The 15,372-nt window shown below is 60.2% G+C and carries 14 protein-coding genes and 1 tRNA gene; 9 read left to right on the forward strand and 6 right to left on the reverse strand.

Going from position 1 to position 15,372, the window contains the following annotated elements; genetic code table 11:
• Positions 1-8 precede the first annotated feature (8 nt).
• Positions 9-98 (forward strand) — tRNA-Ser (locus IB238_RS03000).
• 92 nt (positions 99-190) lie between these two features.
• Here IB238_RS03000 and IB238_RS03005 read toward each other — a convergent pair.
• Positions 191-370, reverse strand: a complete 180-nt coding sequence (locus tag IB238_RS03005; RefSeq protein ID WP_192243428.1) for a hypothetical protein — start codon at positions 368-370, stop codon at positions 191-193.
• An 831-nt stretch (positions 371-1,201) separates the two neighbouring features.
• Here IB238_RS03005 and IB238_RS03010 point away from each other — a divergent pair.
• The 4 genes from IB238_RS03010 to ftsZ all read left to right on the forward strand — a co-directional run bounded on the left by IB238_RS03010 (position 1,202) and on the right by ftsZ (position 5,065).
• Entirely contained in the window at positions 1,202-1,627 is a 426-nt protein-coding gene (locus IB238_RS03010; protein WP_192243429.1) for a hypothetical protein, read from the forward strand.
• A 651-nt stretch (positions 1,628-2,278) separates the two neighbouring features.
• Positions 2,279-3,421 (forward strand): hypothetical protein, encoded by a 1,143-nt coding sequence (locus IB238_RS03015; RefSeq protein ID WP_192243431.1) that lies wholly within the window; start codon positions 2,279-2,281, stop codon positions 3,419-3,421.
• Between the two features lie 165 nt (positions 3,422-3,586).
• Positions 3,587-3,754: a hypothetical protein gene (locus IB238_RS03020; protein WP_192243433.1), complete on the forward strand. Its 168-nt coding sequence runs from the start codon at positions 3,587-3,589 to the stop codon at positions 3,752-3,754.
• A 300-nt stretch (positions 3,755-4,054) separates the two neighbouring features.
• Positions 4,055-5,065 (forward strand): cell division protein FtsZ, encoded by a 1,011-nt coding sequence (ftsZ, locus tag IB238_RS03025; RefSeq protein ID WP_192243435.1) that lies wholly within the window; start codon positions 4,055-4,057, stop codon positions 5,063-5,065.
• Positions 5,066-5,151: 86 nt separating this feature from the next.
• On the opposite strand, the gene IB238_RS03030 is transcribed toward ftsZ, so the two are convergent.
• Both IB238_RS03030 and IB238_RS03035 read right to left on the reverse strand, forming a co-directional pair.
• The gene (locus tag IB238_RS03030) at positions 5,152-6,213 is read right to left on the reverse strand and encodes a porin (protein WP_192243436.1); all 1,062 of its coding nucleotides are present in this window, start codon (positions 6,211-6,213) and stop codon (positions 5,152-5,154) included.
• 136 nt (positions 6,214-6,349) lie between these two features.
• Positions 6,350-6,631, reverse strand: a complete 282-nt coding sequence (locus IB238_RS03035; protein WP_192243438.1) for a porin — start codon at positions 6,629-6,631, stop codon at positions 6,350-6,352.
• 481 nt (positions 6,632-7,112) lie between these two features.
• On the opposite strand from IB238_RS03035, the gene IB238_RS03040 reads away from it, so the two are divergent.
• Positions 7,113-8,171 (forward strand): porin, encoded by a 1,059-nt coding sequence (locus IB238_RS03040; RefSeq protein WP_192243440.1) that lies wholly within the window; start codon positions 7,113-7,115, stop codon positions 8,169-8,171.
• A 505-nt stretch (positions 8,172-8,676) separates the two neighbouring features.
• On the forward strand, positions 8,677-9,750 hold the full coding sequence (locus tag IB238_RS03045) for a porin (protein WP_192243442.1): 1,074 nt from the start codon (positions 8,677-8,679) through the stop codon (positions 9,748-9,750).
• A 147-nt stretch (positions 9,751-9,897) separates the two neighbouring features.
• On the opposite strand, the gene IB238_RS03050 is transcribed toward IB238_RS03045, so the two are convergent.
• Both IB238_RS03050 and IB238_RS03055 read right to left on the reverse strand, forming a co-directional pair.
• Positions 9,898-10,731, reverse strand: a complete 834-nt coding sequence (locus IB238_RS03050) for an alpha/beta hydrolase (RefSeq protein WP_192247317.1) — start codon at positions 10,729-10,731, stop codon at positions 9,898-9,900.
• A gap of 158 nt (positions 10,732-10,889) precedes the next feature.
• Positions 10,890-12,947 (reverse strand): lytic transglycosylase domain-containing protein, encoded by a 2,058-nt coding sequence (locus IB238_RS03055; protein ID WP_192243444.1) that lies wholly within the window; start codon positions 12,945-12,947, stop codon positions 10,890-10,892.
• A gap of 299 nt (positions 12,948-13,246) precedes the next feature.
• Here IB238_RS03055 and dapA point away from each other — a divergent pair, with 299 nt between their 5' ends.
• Together dapA and smpB are read left to right on the forward strand one after the other, a co-directional pair.
• The gene (gene dapA / locus IB238_RS03060; RefSeq protein WP_192243446.1) at positions 13,247-14,131 is read left to right on the forward strand and encodes a 4-hydroxy-tetrahydrodipicolinate synthase; all 885 of its coding nucleotides are present in this window, start codon (positions 13,247-13,249) and stop codon (positions 14,129-14,131) included.
• A gap of 8 nt (positions 14,132-14,139) precedes the next feature.
• Positions 14,140-14,619 carry an SsrA-binding protein SmpB gene (gene smpB, locus IB238_RS03065; protein ID WP_192243448.1) on the forward strand — a complete coding sequence of 160 codons (480 nt, stop codon included), beginning with the start codon at positions 14,140-14,142 and terminating at the stop codon, positions 14,617-14,619.
• Positions 14,620-14,857: 238 nt separating this feature from the next.
• On the opposite strand, the gene IB238_RS03070 is transcribed toward smpB, so the two are convergent.
• A complete protein-coding gene (locus IB238_RS03070) occupies positions 14,858-15,271 on the reverse strand; it encodes a hypothetical protein (protein ID WP_192243450.1) in 414 nt (137 codons plus the stop codon).
• Positions 15,272-15,372: the final 101 nt, after the last annotated feature.

Below are 15,372 nucleotides of genomic sequence, written 5' to 3' on the forward strand. Positions count from 1 at the left end.
TCCGCGACGGAGAGGTGGCCGAGTGGTCGAAGGCGCTCCCCTGCTAAGGGAGTATACCGGGAACGGTATCGAGGGTTCGAATCCCTTCTTCTCCGCCACTTTTCTCATTGATATTGCTATAAAAATATCATCTCTGGGTGAATTAGCCCACCAAATACCCTCGTAGCTCCAAGCCTTTAGCCTTTTCCGTTCATGGTTTGATCTCTTTGCCCCGCGGCAGTAAGCCACTGATTAGCTCGGCGCGGCTGAAATAGTCCTGATTCTCCGAATCGGCGAAGAGCTGCGTTTGAAGAATCATCGCGGCCTTGAGATGCACGCCCCCAAGCGTCGACGGCCGAAATTGGCCAAGCGCTTCCGCCGTCCGGTCCATCCGTTCCCGATCTCCTGCATCAGTTCGTCAACAGGCCCCGGCTATATCTCGTCGGGGAGGTCATGGGTCCAGCGGTACTCGGCCGCCTTGTGGGCATCGATCAGCGCCTGGATCATCTGTAGATCGGACATGCCCTCGGCGCCCGCAGGAAGGGCCACAGGAAGCGATGCGGCCGGCAGCGCCACCCAGAAGGCGCCGACCGGTGATCCTCGTCATGCCGACGCCCTCCCGATCGCCGCCAATGCTTGGCTGGCGATGTCATGTCGGCTGTTGTGATATTCGCCCCGCTGATGGGCGTAATTTTACCGGATGTTTACGCTACTGGTTCCGTGGCTTCCCTTGAGTGCAAGCGCAGGTAGACTTGACTCCCATGTGCATCCTGTCACCGTGGCCCTACCTTGGAGGGCTCGATATGGATCGTCCGGAAAGTGAAAGCACGCTCATCCCAATGCTCATTGCAGGGCTTTTCCTGATTAGCGTGGGTGGGGCCGTCGTCATGCTGTTTGTCTGAGGTGCCTCAACCGGCCGGCCGCCCGTCATGCAATCGACACGATCGGCCGCTGTCACAGGTTTCATCTTCGCTACGTTGACCACGGATGTATTGGCAGCGGGTGATGTGGAAGGTCGGGGAAACCCGGCCTTTTTGGTTGGCGGACAGAGGATAGCTGTTAGACAGCTCGGCTCACGGGCACTGGCGCTCGATCTTCGGCTGCTTCACGACTGGACGCGCTCGAAAAGGCGGAACCGAAGGCTTAGCCTTCCCTCTTCCCTAGAACAAAAAAGCGGATATCATCCTCTGGTAGCAACTGGAGGCAAGACGGAGGGGACCGCTTGAGCGATGAAACGACTCTCGCGCTGGCGCGGACTGTAGAGGATCTATTGAACATTGTCCGCGAGTTGGCCGAAAGTAACGCCAACTTGAAAATGGCCGTGGAAAGCCTTGCTGACGGGTTCTCGAAAAACATCGAAGTTGACCTCGGTCAGAGCATCGACCGCATCAAGAACCATGCTGTCGAGTACGCTGTCGTAGATGCCATTCTGGAAGCCGTTATCGAATCCGGCGCTGTATCTCGCGAAGTCGTCGCTGCACGGATCGAAAAGAAACTCGATGCGATGCAAGGCTTTCTGCAGGATCACCCAGCGCTTCGCGCAACTGAGATGCTAAAGCGGCTGCGTGATCCGCGATTTCCTGACGAACCATTACCTCGTCCATCATGGCCGCCAACACTGGTGGTAGACAATTCTGAGCCATCATAGCTACCCTACCCTTCACTCGGGCGATACAGCGCGCCGTTTTTGATCAGCGCCTCTTTCCAGCCTTTCGGCGAGGTCTATGCGGCCGCCAGTGCGGCGTGAGGCAATCTGGCGCCTTAGGAGTAAATCAGAGCGGCGGTTAAGGCTACGGCCGCCGCTCCGGTCGCTGCTCCGACGATTGTATACGCGATGCGGGTTCCGATCATTTTGACAGGGTCGATCCGATCCGCGCCTGCGTGAGAGGAAGGCGTTCCATGGTCGCCCGTAATACTAGCCATTTTCGCCATCAACGCAGTCTCCGCTACGGGGAATATTTATTCCCGAATACATCTGATTGTGGTGTCCCGCACGGTCTTTTGCTTGCCAAGTTTGGCAATTTTTCGTCGCCGCGGAACCCGCGGCGGCGGAACCCCCATAGATGGCCTGTGGCTGGCAATGGCGGAGGCTGCCGCCGAACCCTCATCTAGTGGTGAGCAGGAGGACCCCAGACACGCGCATCAACCATTGCCGTGCGCCCGAAAAGCGGGCATGCGAAGGTTGGCGCACCCCATGGGTTGCATTCGATGAGGAAGGCTGGGATGATGACTCGCTTTATCCGGGCCGACGTTTTTGTCGGGCCGGCTGATCTTGTCATGTTGCAGGACAGACAGTGTCATGGGGGAAGTTCTCCACAGGATCCAGGTTCGCTGGCCGCGTTGGCCCGGCAAGCATCCCACAATGTGGAGACGTGTTCTCCGCGAGCAGGTTCAGTTTGCCCTAAACAAGCTGGTCTATTCTGGTATCAGTCATATTGTTCACGGCACCACGGCCGTTACCATAGACACTGGCGCAAACGGGATGCTGCGCCAAGTTCGCGTCATGAGGCACGGCACAGTTGTTGGTGCACTGGAGTATTTTGCGGCGGCCGACGAGACCGGGATGCGGCGCGGGGAGCAGCCGCCCTCGTCCTACTTGCACTGTCTTGTCGCAGACAAAAGCGCTGACGAAAAACAGAAGCTTCGCATCGTCCGGCAATTGATCGCGCAGCTTCCGGGTAACGTGATGTTCGGCCTGATAGCCGGGCCCCATGCCAAAGATATCGACATCCTGAAGAGGGCATTCGATGGCGCCGGTTTCCGGACATGGCCGCAGACGACATTTGTTTATTCACCCCCCACCGACGGCAGCGATTTGATCGCCTCGATGAAAGGCAGCCGCATCAGGACCATGCTGCGTGCCGCCAAGAGGGACCTCGATGTCATCGAGATTTCGCCGGTGGAGTTCGTCCGATTTTTCGTCAGCAATCTGGAAATGGCGGGGGAACGCAATTACTGCAGCCCGGCACTCGATCAGGCGCTCCTTGCCGACGCCGTCAGCCGTAATCCGCCGCAGGCCCGCCTTATTGCGGCGCGACGCAAGGCGACGGCGGAGGGGGCGCATCCAAACAGCATCGAAGCGGCCGTTGCCCTTACGTGGGGTGGGGACGGGTTAGTCAAGCTTTTTAGGATCACCTACGATCCGCGCGGGCATCAGCATGGAACAAAACTGCTCATCCTGGAGGGCGGAATGATGGCGGCGCGCTATGGCATGGAGCTTGACACCGACGCGGCAACCGAAGGAGGCAGGGAACTTTATCGGCGCTTCGGAAGCTTTACCGCGCATACGCGGCATGAATTCGTGCGCTATTCGATGCGCTGGTACATCCAAACATCATATCCTTGGCTGGCGAAACAGCTGAGGCTCTGCGCGCGATCGGCTCGGTCAGCGGTGTATGTTCCCTCGATCGATCTGGCCGTCAACTTCATCATGCTCACGTAGCATTCTCCCTATCGTTTGCTTCTCGCGCCGCCCGCGCGGCCGGCCTGTCGTGGACCGTTGGTTCATTCACGAATCATTTACCACGGGTGCCGCTCGAGAACTTGAACCACGCGCTTCCTTCGACGACCATAGTCGAGCTTTTGGTGGAGCATCGGAGGCGAATAATTGAACAGCGGGAACAGACCGGCAAAGGCCGTTACAGTCGTGCAGCAGAGCGGAAAATGGATCGTGACCGTGCGCATCGACGACAACACCGTGCACACGGCGTTCCTGACGGAGGACGAGGCGAGGCGGTTCGAGGTGTTTCAAATGAAGAAGCACGATATCAAGTGATGGCCACCGCGCCGTACCTACGAGCAGCTTGCAACAGCCATTGATTATTTCATGCCCGCTCCGGCTCTCCTGTCCGCGGGGTCTCAAAGCTGTTGATTGACGAAAGCTACGCCCGCCTTGCCGGGAGAATGTCACAATTCTCCTCTTTCCTGGTTGCGTGGCGTTGTCATTAACAGACCGCCGGTTTCGTCCAATTGCCGCAGATATCTGCTATCCACTATTCACAAACGGGGATGCAGTGATTCGCGACCGCGGATGACCGACGGAACGCGCCGCCCTGACGCTACGAGGAGACGAAACATGACGAATGCCCGGCCCCACGAGGTTGCGGAGATGCGGCCGAAGATCACCGTGATCGGTGTCGGCGGCGGCGGCGGCAACGCCGTCAACAACATGATCGCCGAGAACCTGCAAGGGGCGGAATTCGTCGTCGCCAACACCGATGCACAGGCCCTCACCATGTCCAAGGCGTCGCGCATCATCCAGCTTGGCGCCGATGTCACCGGCGGCCTTGGAGCGGGTGCGCATCCCGAAATCGGCCGCGCCGCGGCCGAGGAATCGATCGACGAGATCATGGATCATCTGTCCGGCACGCACATGTGCTTTGTCACCGCCGGAATGGGCGGCGGGACGGGCACCGGTGCTGCCGCGGTGATCGCCCAGGCCGCCCGCAACGCTGGAATCCTGACCGTCGGCGTGGTCACGAAGCCCTTCAGCTTCGAGGGGCGCAAGCGGATGCAGATGGCGGAAGAAGGAATCGCGCGCCTGCGCGAGAGTGCCGACACGGTCATCGTCATTCCCAACCAGAATCTCTTCCGCGTCGCCACGGCCAACACGACTTTTGCCGACGCCTTCGTCATGGCCGACCGCGTCCTTTTTTCCGGGGTCAGCTGCATCACCGACCTGATCGTCAAGGAAGGTCTGATCAATCTCGACTTCGCCGACGTCAGGGCGGTCATGAAGGACATGGGCCGCGCCATGATGGGGACCGGCGAAGCCACGGGCGAGGGCAGGGCGATGAAGGCGGCAGAAGCCGCGATTGCCAACCCGCTGCTCGACGAAGCCTCGATGAAGGGCGCCCAGGGCGTGCTGATCTCGATTTCCGGCGGCACCGACATGACGCTGTTCGAGGTGGACGAAGCGGCCTCCCGCATTCGCGACGAGGTGCATCATGACGCCAACATTGTCGTCGGCGCGATCTTCGATCAGGAACTGGCCGGCAAGTTCAGGGTGTCGGTGGTGGCAACGGGACTGGGCGTTGCGGAGACGGAGCAGGCAGAGCCGGGGATGGTGGTCAACTTCCAGCGATAGCGCCGGTTGGGCCTATCGCAATCATGCGCGCGACGTGCGCTAAAGAGCCTGGCGATGCCGGGCTCTTTTTTTGCTTGTCGGCCATGTCAGAAATTCCGCTGGAATCGGATGACCCCACCCCAATTCTCCGCATCGGGACCTGATTTTTCATCCATCTTGTTGCGGTAGTTGATTTCCGGTGTGACGTCGAAACCGGGCACGACGGTGTAACTGAGGTTGAGCGAGGCTTCGGCGTCGCCGCCTTCGTCGAAGTTTGCCGAGGCGTTCATCGTCGCCTTCTCCGTCATCTTGAAAGAGCCGCCGAGCCAAAGCGCCCAGTCGCCGCTCCAGCGCGCATAGTTGTTCGGCTCGTCACCGTCGGTGTTCCATCCGCCCATGGCGAAAAGATCAAGGGGACCGAAGTTGCGATCCAGTCGCACTTTGAGCGCGCCAGCCTTCATCGATTCGTCGTACCCGCCAACGGCGCGGATTTTGAAAGCATCTGCTGCATAGCCGACAGCTCCGACCAGGTCCGGCATGTAGTTGTCGTCGCCCTGATTCTCGTTCGGCAGGGCGAAGGCCGTGTTGTCTTTGCTGTGATCCTCGGCGGATAGGGCAAAACGGAAACCCATCCCCATGTCGTAGGAATAGCGAATCTGGGTGCGGCCGAAGTCGCCGTAGTCGACGTCGTAGTAGTCCTTGATGGTGGTGCCCGCGTCACCCGTGAATTCGGTATAGAGGGTGTCGGAGTAGCCGACCCGCAGGCCGCCCAGTTCCAGATACATGTTCTCCATATCGATGCTGGTGGGACCGTTGTCGTCATTCTGGATCTCTGCCTCGGCGAAAGTGGCTAGCGCGCCAAATTCAGTATCGGTCGCGGTGTCGAAGCGGAGGTCGAATCGCGAGCGCGTGGACCAGGAATCGCCACCGCCGCCGGGAAAGGTATCCTGCTCGTTCGGATCACCTGCAGCCGCTTCGATCCGGAGATAGCCGCCGATCTTCAGGCAGGTTTCGGTGCCGGGGATGTAGAAATGTCCTGCGCCGAAGGCGTCGCAAACGCGGACATATTCGATGGGCGCCGACTCAGTGGAAACGATTGCGTCGGCTGCTCTGGCGTTTGCGGCTGCCAGGGTCATCATGAGGACCAAAGGGACACTTTCTATCCGCATGGCCTGCTCCGTCGAGCGTTCGGGCGGCAAAGAGCCGCCGATGCTTCAGGCCTGTGACCGCGCTTCCGGGCCGCAATCGCATCTTCGCCCTGCCGACTTTTCTTTCAGCCTTCGCCCTTCCGAGTGCACGCCAAAATCATCGGGCGTTGTCGCGGCGACCGCCTTCAACGTCGCCGGCGCCCACATCGATTCGGACGCTGCCGCCGATCTTGATGCAGGTTTCGGTGCCGGCCAGCTTGAAATAGCCGGGGCCGAAAGCAGCGCACGGTTCGCCCGGCTCCGAGTTCCGGTGTTCGCCGGGCTTGATCGCATCGTCTGCAACCGCGACGGAACACCATGAGGCCAGTGCGGCCATGGTGAACGCGATACGCGTGGCAAAGGTCGCGGGCATACGCTTGTACCTTTCTCGTTTGGACATGTTCGCTCATCGGGCCGCAGCAGGCAAGTCGGCCGTCGGTAGGTCACCGCGATGCGGATTCGGTGCGGCGGAGACTGCAGGTTTGAACCACTCAATGAAGTATAAGCAAGAAAATTCTGCGCCAGAAATGTAGTATTTGTTTTGCGCATAGCAGAATGCTTATAAGTATTGAAAGCTACATCAAGGAACAAATTTGTGCCCAAGTGACAATGTTGTTTGTAATTTCAGAGCTAATGTTCCAATAAAATCCAGCGGATAGTTGGAATACGGCAAAATCGTGCGTGTTATTATTGCAACAACAGCTTGAGTCTATTTCAAAAGCTTGAAGAATATTTGAACTTGTCGATTGCGTGGCGCCGGTTTGGCTGCAATTTGGCGCCGGCAAGTCGGGGGTTCCCGCCCCGGACATGCGTCAGTCGGACGGATGAACGACGCGTTCGTTCGCCGGCGCAATCAGATCAGAATTGACTGGAGGTCAAAAATGAACATCAAGAGCCTTCTTCTCGGCTCCGCTGCAGCGCTTGCAGCAGTTTCCGGCGCACAGGCTGCGGACGCGATCGTCGCCGCCGAGCCTGAGCCGATGGAATACGTTCGCGTTTGCGACGCTTTCGGCACCGGCTACTTCTATATCCCCGGCACCGAGACCTGCCTGAAGATCGGCGGCTACGTTCGCGTTGACTTCCAGGGCGGCGACATCAATGGTCAGGACACCTTCCCAGGTGGCGGCGGCGACTCCTGGAAGACCCGTTCGCGTTTCAATCTGCGCGTTTCGACGGCTTCCGACACCGAATACGGTGCCCTGAAGACCTACGCGGAACTCCTCTTCCAGGCTGACGACAACCAGAGCGAGACTGAACTCGATCAGGCTTACATCGAGCTCGGTGGCATCCTCGTCGGTTACACCGATACGCTCTTCACCGCCTTCACCGGCGACGCGGGCAACACCATCAACGACTTCTATGATGTCGACTATGGTGACTTCAACCGCACGCAGATCCGTTACACCTACGACGCTGGCAATGGCTTCTCGTTTGCCCTTGCAGTTGAAGACGACAGCGACACCGACAGCGATGATGTCTGGGATGCCGGCGTACCTGACGACAACTACATGCCCGACATCGTTGCCGCTCTCGGCTACAACGGCGGCGCTTGGCAGCTCCGTGCAGTCGGTGGTTACGACGAGTCGATGGAAGAAGGTGCGATCAAGGTTCGCGGCGACGTGACCTTTGGTCAGGTCTCGCTCTTCGCGATGGCCGGCTGGAACACGGACGGCGAGTTCCAGAACAACTACGCCCGTTGGGATGGCGACTGGGCCGTCTGGCTCGGTGGTTCGTACAGCCTGACCGAAAAGGCCACGCTGAACGGTTCTGTCAACTTCGACGACGGCGACAACGTCGAAGCCGCCCTGAACGTTGCCTACCAGATCGTACCGGGCTTCTCGATCATCCCGGAAGTCAACTACCGCAGCGATGCCGACGAAAAGCTCGGCTCGAAGGCAGAAGACTGGGGCGGCGTTCTCCGCTTCCAGCGGAACTTCTGATCCGTTTGACCGCTATCGGGGAACCCGGCTTCGGCCGGGTTCCCACTTTAGATTTGTCTTCTGATTCTCGAATCGGCACATGTTTCGTCGTACTGATGTTGCCCTCCGGAAGGGGAAGTCTGTGGCTTTCCAGCCAGGGATCGGGCGAGTTCGGTGCGCTTTTGCCGCGAATCCCACGTGAATCAACCTCCTCATGGTCAAAGCGCGGAGCAGGATTCGGCCGGCTAAGTGCTGGGATCCTATGGGACTTTGTTAACGGCTGGTAAATTTCCCTGTCTCCCGGTTACAATTTTGTGTCCTTTGCGCAACAGGGGAACCGGAAGGGTGAGGCAAACGCTTCCTTCCGGCTGTTTGGAGATTGCCTCCGCATCCTCGTCTTGTATTTTCAACTCCGGAAGCAGGGGCGGTGATCGTCCGCTTCCTGGAATTGGGGATGGGGCAGGGAAACGCTGTCCTTCAGCAAAAAGACCCAGACCCGAATGAAACTTTTGACTGGAGGTCAGAAATGAACATCAAGAGCCTTCTTCTCGGCTCCGCTGCTGCTCTCGCAGCAGTATCCGGCGCACAGGCCGCTGACGCAATCGTCGCTGCTGAGCCCGAGCCGATGGAATACGTTCGCGTCTGCGACGCTTTCGGCACCGGCTACTTCTACATCCCCGGCACCGAAACCTGCCTCAAGATCGGCGGCTACATCCGCGTCGACTTCCGTGGCGGCGACGTTCTCGGTCAGGACACCGTCGACGGTGGCGGCGGCGACACCTACTACACCCGTTCCCGTGCAAACCTGCGGTTCTCGACCGCGACGGACACCGAGTACGGCGCGCTGAAGACCTACGCCGAAGTTGAGTTCCAGAAGGACAACAACAACGGCGCCAGCTCGAACCTGGCACACGGCTACATCGAATTCGCCGGCTTCCTGATCGGTTTCACCGACTCGCTGTTCGCGGGCGGCTACATCGGCGGCGGCTATGCCGCGAACGACTACATCGAAGTCAACTACGGTGACACGGCTCGCACGCAGATCCGTTACACCTACGGTGACGTAAACAACGGCTTCTCCTTCACCGCCGCTGTTGAAGACCCGACCGATAATGTCCAGGATTTCGGAACCGATACGGACACCTACGTTCCGAACGTCGTTGCTGGCCTCGGCTACTCGGCTGGCGGCTTCCAGGGCTTCCTCGTTGGCGGTTATGACGCCGTCGTCGAACAGGGCGCCATCAAGGGCCGTATCAACGCTACGTTCGGCGCCTTCAGCGCGTTCGTAATGGCTGGCTGGAACACCGACGGCGACGAGCGTAACGCCTACGCTCAGTGGTACGGCGACTGGGCTGTCTGGCTCGGTGCACAGTACCAGGCCACCGAAAAGCTCGCGATCTACACCGACGTGAACTTCCAGGATGAGGGTGTTGATGGCACCGACACCGGCGAGTTCGAAGTCACCGTCGGCGCTGCCTACGACGTCGTTCCGGGCTTCACCGTCCGTCCGGAAGTTGTCTACGTATCTGATTACTCGGATGCCAACGGCGACGAAGCCAACGATTGGGGCGGCTTCCTCCGCTTCCAGCGTTCGTTCTAATCTGATCTGACCTCGGTCATTTTGGACGGAGCCCGGCTTTCGAGCCGGGCTCTTTGCGTTTCGGCCAAGTGGCCGCGCGCAAGGGGACGACTTTTTGCGCCTTCACCATCAGGTCGGCCTGGTAACGCTAAATGCCCGGGACGGGCTTCAGATCGTGCGGAGAAACTCCGTGATCGCTGTAAAAATGTCCGATTTGTGCAGGAGCGGAGCGTGTCCTTGGCCTTTGGCGATGCAGGACCGCAGGCCCGGATGACGCCGTGCCATTTTCGTGAGCGTCTTATCGGACAAGAGCCGGGAGTGTTCGCCGCGCACCGCCATCACAGGTATGGCTTTGAAAGCTTCGAATTGCGGCCAGAGCTCTGGCAGGGGCTTGGCCAGGTCGAGCGCCCGCAGTTGCTCTGCGATCGCCGGATCGAAGTCAGCAACAATACGGCCGTCCTTCTCCGCATAAATCGCCCGCGCCATGTCGTGCCAGTCCATCGCCGTCAGAGCGGGGAAGGTGGGGCCATGGGTGGAATGCAGGATATTTGCGGCGTCGTTCCAGTCCTTCGGCTCGCTTCCGCGTCCTAGATAAGCTGTGATCTCCTGTAGTCCTGCCACTTCGACCACCGGCCCGATGTCGTTCAGGATCATCGCCTCAAGCATGTCCGGCTTGCTCGCGGCAAGCAGGTGCAGAATCAGCCCACCACGGGAGGTGCCGACAAAAATTGCGCGTTCGATGCCGAAGGCAGCCATCGCCGTCAGTACGTCGTCGCATTCCACGGCCAGATTGTAGTTCGCCTTGTTCTCGTCCCAGCCAGAGCGGCCGCGGCCGCGATAGTCGAGTGCCAACACGCGTCGCGGCCGCTCGCTATCCGAGGAGATCATGGATGCGAACTGATCGAAATCGCGCGCATTGCGGCTGAGACCGGCAAGACAGACGATAGGCGCACGTAGCACGGCGGATGGATCTGCTGGGCGATAGTCGCGGACATAGAGCATCAAGCCGTCGCGCGCCGGAAAGTACCGCTCTTCAAATCCGATGCCTTGATCGTGCGTGATTGTGGCTTCGTGTCCGACCAAGTCCTTCAAGCGTTGCTGCTCCTGTTGCAATGACACCTGCGTGGCCGTCCCAGGTCTGACAAGAGAAGATGGCGCGCTTACCGACCAATTCGCAGATCGTGCACGATATCGGCCGTCTGGCCAAGGCGGGTCTTGTAGACCTGGTAGTTTTCCATCACGCGCTGGACGTAGCTTCGCGTTTCCGAGAACGGGATTCGCTCCACCCAGTCCACCACCTCATCGATCGGCTTGCCGCGCGGGTCGCCGTAACGCTTCATCCATTCGTTCACGCGGCGCGGACCGGCGTTGTAGGCGATGAAGGTCAGGATATAGGAGCCTTCGAAGTCGCTGATCTGCTCGCCGAGGAAATGCGCACCGAGCGTGGCGTTGTAGCCGGCGTCGCTCGTCAGGCGCTCCTTGGAGTAGGCAAGGCCATAGCGCTTGGCGACACCCTGCGCGGTCCCGGGCATCAGTTGCAGGAGCCCGCGGGCATTTGCCGGTGATACGGCCGCCGGGTTGAAGGCGCTCTCCTGCCGTGCAATCGCATAGGCGAGCGCCTTGCCGGAGCCGGCAATGTTGGCATTCGAGGGGATGACGCCGACCGGGAATGCCAGGGCTGCGACGTCGATACCGCGCCCGAAGGCGATCTTGCCGACCTGCAGGGAAAGCTGGTGATTGCCCACACGCTCTGCTTGTGCCGAAAGCAGCGCTAGTTCCCCAGGGCTTTGAAGTTCTTCCGCCAGCGCACGGTAGAGACTGTCGGCGCGCCAGGTATGACCAGCGGCAGAGAGTCGGTCGACCGCCTGCACCGCTTCGCGCGAGTGAAAGCGGGCGCGTTCGTCGGCCGTTGGCGTGGGGTAGGTGACGTTCAGGACTGTTCGCCCGATTCGGGCGGCGGCCAACTGGCCATAGTAAGTGCCGCTGAAGGTCGCCGCCTTGGCGTAATATTCCTGCGCCTGCGGTGCTTGGTCGGCGTCTGCGGCGCGGCCCATCCAGTACCAGGCGCGCGACACGGCAAGCGGCCGGTTTGAGACGCGCAAAATCTTCTGAAAATGGGCAGAGGCGGACTTTGTATCCTTCAGCCCACGCAGGGCATACCAGCCGGCGTGGAACTCCGCCTCGACCACGTCGGTCTCGCTTTTGGCAGCGTGGTTTGTGACCAAACGATAGGCTGCCTGGTAATTTCGCTGGTCGACCAGGCCACGGCTGGCGATCCGCTGCTCTACCCACCACGCCGCTGGTGCGTTGGGAATGACATCCTCGGGGAGCGAAATCGACAAAAGTCGGGCTGCCAGCTCATAGTTTTCGGCACGGTTTGCGAGTTCCGCCCGCAGGAAGGCATATGCCGGGTCCTTGTGCCATGACGGATCGACCGCCTTCACAAGGGCATCGGCGTTTTTCGCCTTGCCGATGACGGCGGCCCATGCGCGATAGAGCGATTGTGCTTGTGCCAATTCGCCGAATCGCTGCGCCTGCTGCGTCCGCTCGCGATAGAGTAGCATATCCATGCGCTTGCGATGGTCTGCAGTGGTAAGGACAGTTCCGAATTCGTCGAGAATTTTGGTCTCGGTATCCTTGTCGAGTGCGTCCTTGTGCCAGAAAGGTCGCAGCGTCTGCGCCGCCCCGGCGATGTCGCCATCTGCAAGGCGGGCGCGTGCCAACACGATGCCGCCGTCCACAGTCTCAGCGCGGGTCGTGCCGAAGGCGGCAAGAACGTTTCGGGTCGTCGGGTTTTCGCGCGCCATCGCGCGCTCCGAATTGGCGCGCAGCACCTTCAACCCGGGCCACCCCTTGAGTTCCTTCTGCGCGGCGGCGATTTCATAGGACGGAACCCCCTTCTGGCCGGAGACGGCGATGGCCCAGGTCAGGATATGTCGGTCGAGGCCGTCCTGCATGCCGTCACGAACACGCAGGGCCGTCTCGGCATCCTTGTTGGAAAGCGCATCGAGCCCATTCTTGAGGCTTGTCGATACCTGCGCCGATCCGCTCGCAAGCGGGTTGGCTGATTCACGGCTGGGTTGACCTGCGGCGAAACCGAGCGGCTTGATGCGCGGGAGCGGCGCATCGTCGGTCGGAAGCTGCGCGCTTGAAGCGGTCGTGGCGAAGCCCCCGGCCGCAAGCAGAAGGAGCACTGCGAAGCTGTTGGTCGTCGTCATGAAGGATCCGGCTCACTGATTCCCCTGCGCCGGCGGCGCAATTGAAACTGTCTCGATTGATTAACGGTTCGTTGTCTTAACGAAGTGTTACCCTGGTAATTGCCGCCTCCCGAAAGCAGCCATTCGCGCTGCCCCGCCATGTGTGCATGGCCGTCCTCAACATGCCCCGGAAATGGGAAAAACGCAGAATCCGCCGCTTGCCGCCCGATCGTCACATGATTATGGTGCGGCAGCTTTTAACCATGGAATACGGCCAAAGCGTGGGTTCAGCCCAACCGTTCTGGCCCTAGGAGTTCTGGATGTTCAACGGGTCCATACCCGCTCTCGTCACCCCCTTCACCGAAAGCGGCGCGGTCGACGAAGCCGCCTTCGCCGATCATGTCGAGTGGCAGATCGCCGAAGGCAGCCACGGGCTGGTTCCCGTTGGGACCACGGGCGAATCCCCGACACTGTCGCACGACGAACACAAGCGCGTGATCGAGTTGTGCATCGAGGTGGCGGCGAAGCGGGTGCCGGTGATCGCCGGTGCCGGTTCCAACAACACGAAAGAGGCGATCGAACTCGCCGAGCACGCCGAGAAGGCGGGCGCCGACGCCATCCTGGTGGTTACGCCCTACTATAACAAGCCGACCCAGAAGGGCTTGTTTGCGCATTTCGCGGCGATTGCCGAGGCGGTGAAGCTGCCGATCGTCATTTACAACATTCCCGGCCGTTCGGTTGTCGACATGACGCCTGAGACGATGGGCGCGCTGGCCAAGGCCTTTCCGACGATCGTCGGCGTCAAGGATGCCACCGGCAAGATCGAGCGGGTGTCCGAGCAGCGCATCGCCTGCGGCAAGGATTTTGTCCAGCTTTCCGGCGAGGATGCCACCGCGCTCGGCTTTAACGCCCACGGCGGGGTCGGTTGCATCTCGGTGACGGCAAATGTGGCCCCCCGGCTTTGTGCCGAGTTCCAGAAAACCATGCTCGCAGGCGACTACGCGAAGGCGCTTGAGTACCAGGATCGTCTGATGCCGTTGCACAAGGCGATCTTCATGGAGCCGGGCGTTTGCGGTGCAAAGTATGCGCTTAATCGCGTACGCGGCATGAACCGCGCCGTGCGTTCCCCGCTGCTTTCGACGCTCGAGCCTTCGACTGAGGCGGCACTGGACGCAGCGCTCCGGCACGCGGCCCTTTTGAACTGAGGCTGACAATGGCGACCAAGGCCAAGCCCACGACGGTCAAGAAGATCGTGGCGGAAAACCGAAAAGCCCGCTTCAACTACGAGATCGTGGATACCTGCGAGGCCGGTCTGGTGCTAACCGGAACGGAGGTCAAGTCCTTGCGGGAAGGTAAGGCCAACATCGCCGAATCTTACGCGTCCGACGAGGACGGCGAGATCTGGCTCATCAATTCCTATCTGCCGGAATACCTGCAGGCGAACCGCTTCAACCACGAGACGCGCCGCCGCCGCAAACTCCTGCTCTCCAAGCGTGAGATGCATCGGTTACAGAACGCGGTCAACCGCGAGGGCATGACGCTGGTGCCCCTGAAAATCTATTTCAACGATCGCGGCCGCGCCAAGATGGAGCTGGCGCTCGCCAAGGGCAAGAAGCTGCACGACAAGCGCGAGACCGCAAAGGAGCGCGACTGGAATCGCCAGAAAAGCCGGTTGTTGAAGGACCGCGGCTAAGCGCAAAGGCTTGGGCGCCAGTTGGCCGGTAGCAACGCCGATATTGAACTCAGCTACACAGGCCAGGTCCTGCCCCCAGCCCGCGAAAGCGGGAGAGGGAAGAGCGGTGCGGCCTGCTACTCAACGTGTAGGTGCCAGCAGCCGGAGATGAGGGGCCATACGTCCGCTAACACGGCAAAATAAGCCCAAGCCTTGACCGGGTAACCCGATCAGGCTGCCCCTGCTTTCTGCTATGGGATCAAAACTGCTGATAGAGCTTTGCTATCAGGGATTCCTGCACGGCCGGTAGCGGGGCACCCGCCGTCGACGGCGCAGCCGCATCGCGCGTCGCTGCTGGCGCCATCAATGATGACAGCAGTGACGAAAGCTGGGTGCTCTCCATGCCCAGTCGGCTCTGGGATACGCTGCTATCGGCGACGCTTTGTGTCGACGACGTCGAAGTATCGCTGCCAGATGGCCGTCCGTTAGGGCGGTAGAGGAAGGAAAAGCTGTCGTCATCCTCGAACGGATCGGAGACCGAGGGAAGCGGCTGGGCAGGCGACAGCGCGGCGAGTGCGGCAACGGCGGCTTCCGTGCGCGTGGTGATGGCCTGTGCCCGACCGGCTGAAACCTGGTGGGCGGCCCCGTTGATGTTCGATAGTGCGCTCAGCATTCCCTGACGTATCTCCTGCGTCCAGGGTTCTCGTTACCAGCATTCCGTTGAGAAAAGTTGAGCGGTTTCAGTCGGATTTTATTGCAATTCGAATGATCCCG

Origin of the sequence: Rhizobium sp. ARZ01 (genome assembly GCF_014851675.1) — a bacterium.
In the GTDB taxonomy this organism is placed as follows: Bacteria; Pseudomonadota; Alphaproteobacteria; order Rhizobiales; family Rhizobiaceae; genus Mycoplana.

Excerpts from the sequence above, each read along its gene's own strand:
- IB238_RS03005 (WP_192243428.1), bottom strand. The coding sequence starts at position 370 with ATGGACCGGACGGCGGAAGCGCTTGGCCAATTTCGGCCGTCGACGCTT.
- IB238_RS03035 (WP_192243438.1), bottom strand. The coding sequence starts at position 6,631 with ATGTCCAAACGAGAAAGGTACAAGCGTATGCCCGCGACCTTTGCCACG.
- IB238_RS03030 (WP_192243436.1), bottom strand. The coding sequence starts at position 6,213 with ATGCGGATAGAAAGTGTCCCTTTGGTCCTCATGATGACCCTGGCAGCC.
- IB238_RS03040 (WP_192243440.1), top strand. The coding sequence starts at position 7,113 with ATGAACATCAAGAGCCTTCTTCTCGGCTCCGCTGCAGCGCTTGCAGCA.
- smpB (WP_192243448.1), top strand. The coding sequence starts at position 14,140 with ATGGCGACCAAGGCCAAGCCCACGACGGTCAAGAAGATCGTGGCGGAA.
- IB238_RS03015 (WP_192243431.1), top strand. The coding sequence starts at position 2,279 with ATGGGGGAAGTTCTCCACAGGATCCAGGTTCGCTGGCCGCGTTGGCCC.
- ftsZ (WP_192243435.1), top strand. The coding sequence starts at position 4,055 with ATGACGAATGCCCGGCCCCACGAGGTTGCGGAGATGCGGCCGAAGATC.
- dapA (WP_192243446.1), top strand. The coding sequence starts at position 13,247 with ATGTTCAACGGGTCCATACCCGCTCTCGTCACCCCCTTCACCGAAAGC.
- IB238_RS03055 (WP_192243444.1), bottom strand. The coding sequence starts at position 12,947 with ATGACGACGACCAACAGCTTCGCAGTGCTCCTTCTGCTTGCGGCCGGG.
- IB238_RS03045 (WP_192243442.1), top strand. The coding sequence starts at position 8,677 with ATGAACATCAAGAGCCTTCTTCTCGGCTCCGCTGCTGCTCTCGCAGCA.
- IB238_RS03070 (WP_192243450.1), bottom strand. The coding sequence starts at position 15,271 with ATGCTGAGCGCACTATCGAACATCAACGGGGCCGCCCACCAGGTTTCA.
- IB238_RS03050 (WP_192247317.1), bottom strand. The coding sequence starts at position 10,731 with ATGCTCTATGTCCGCGACTATCGCCCAGCAGATCCATCCGCCGTGCTA.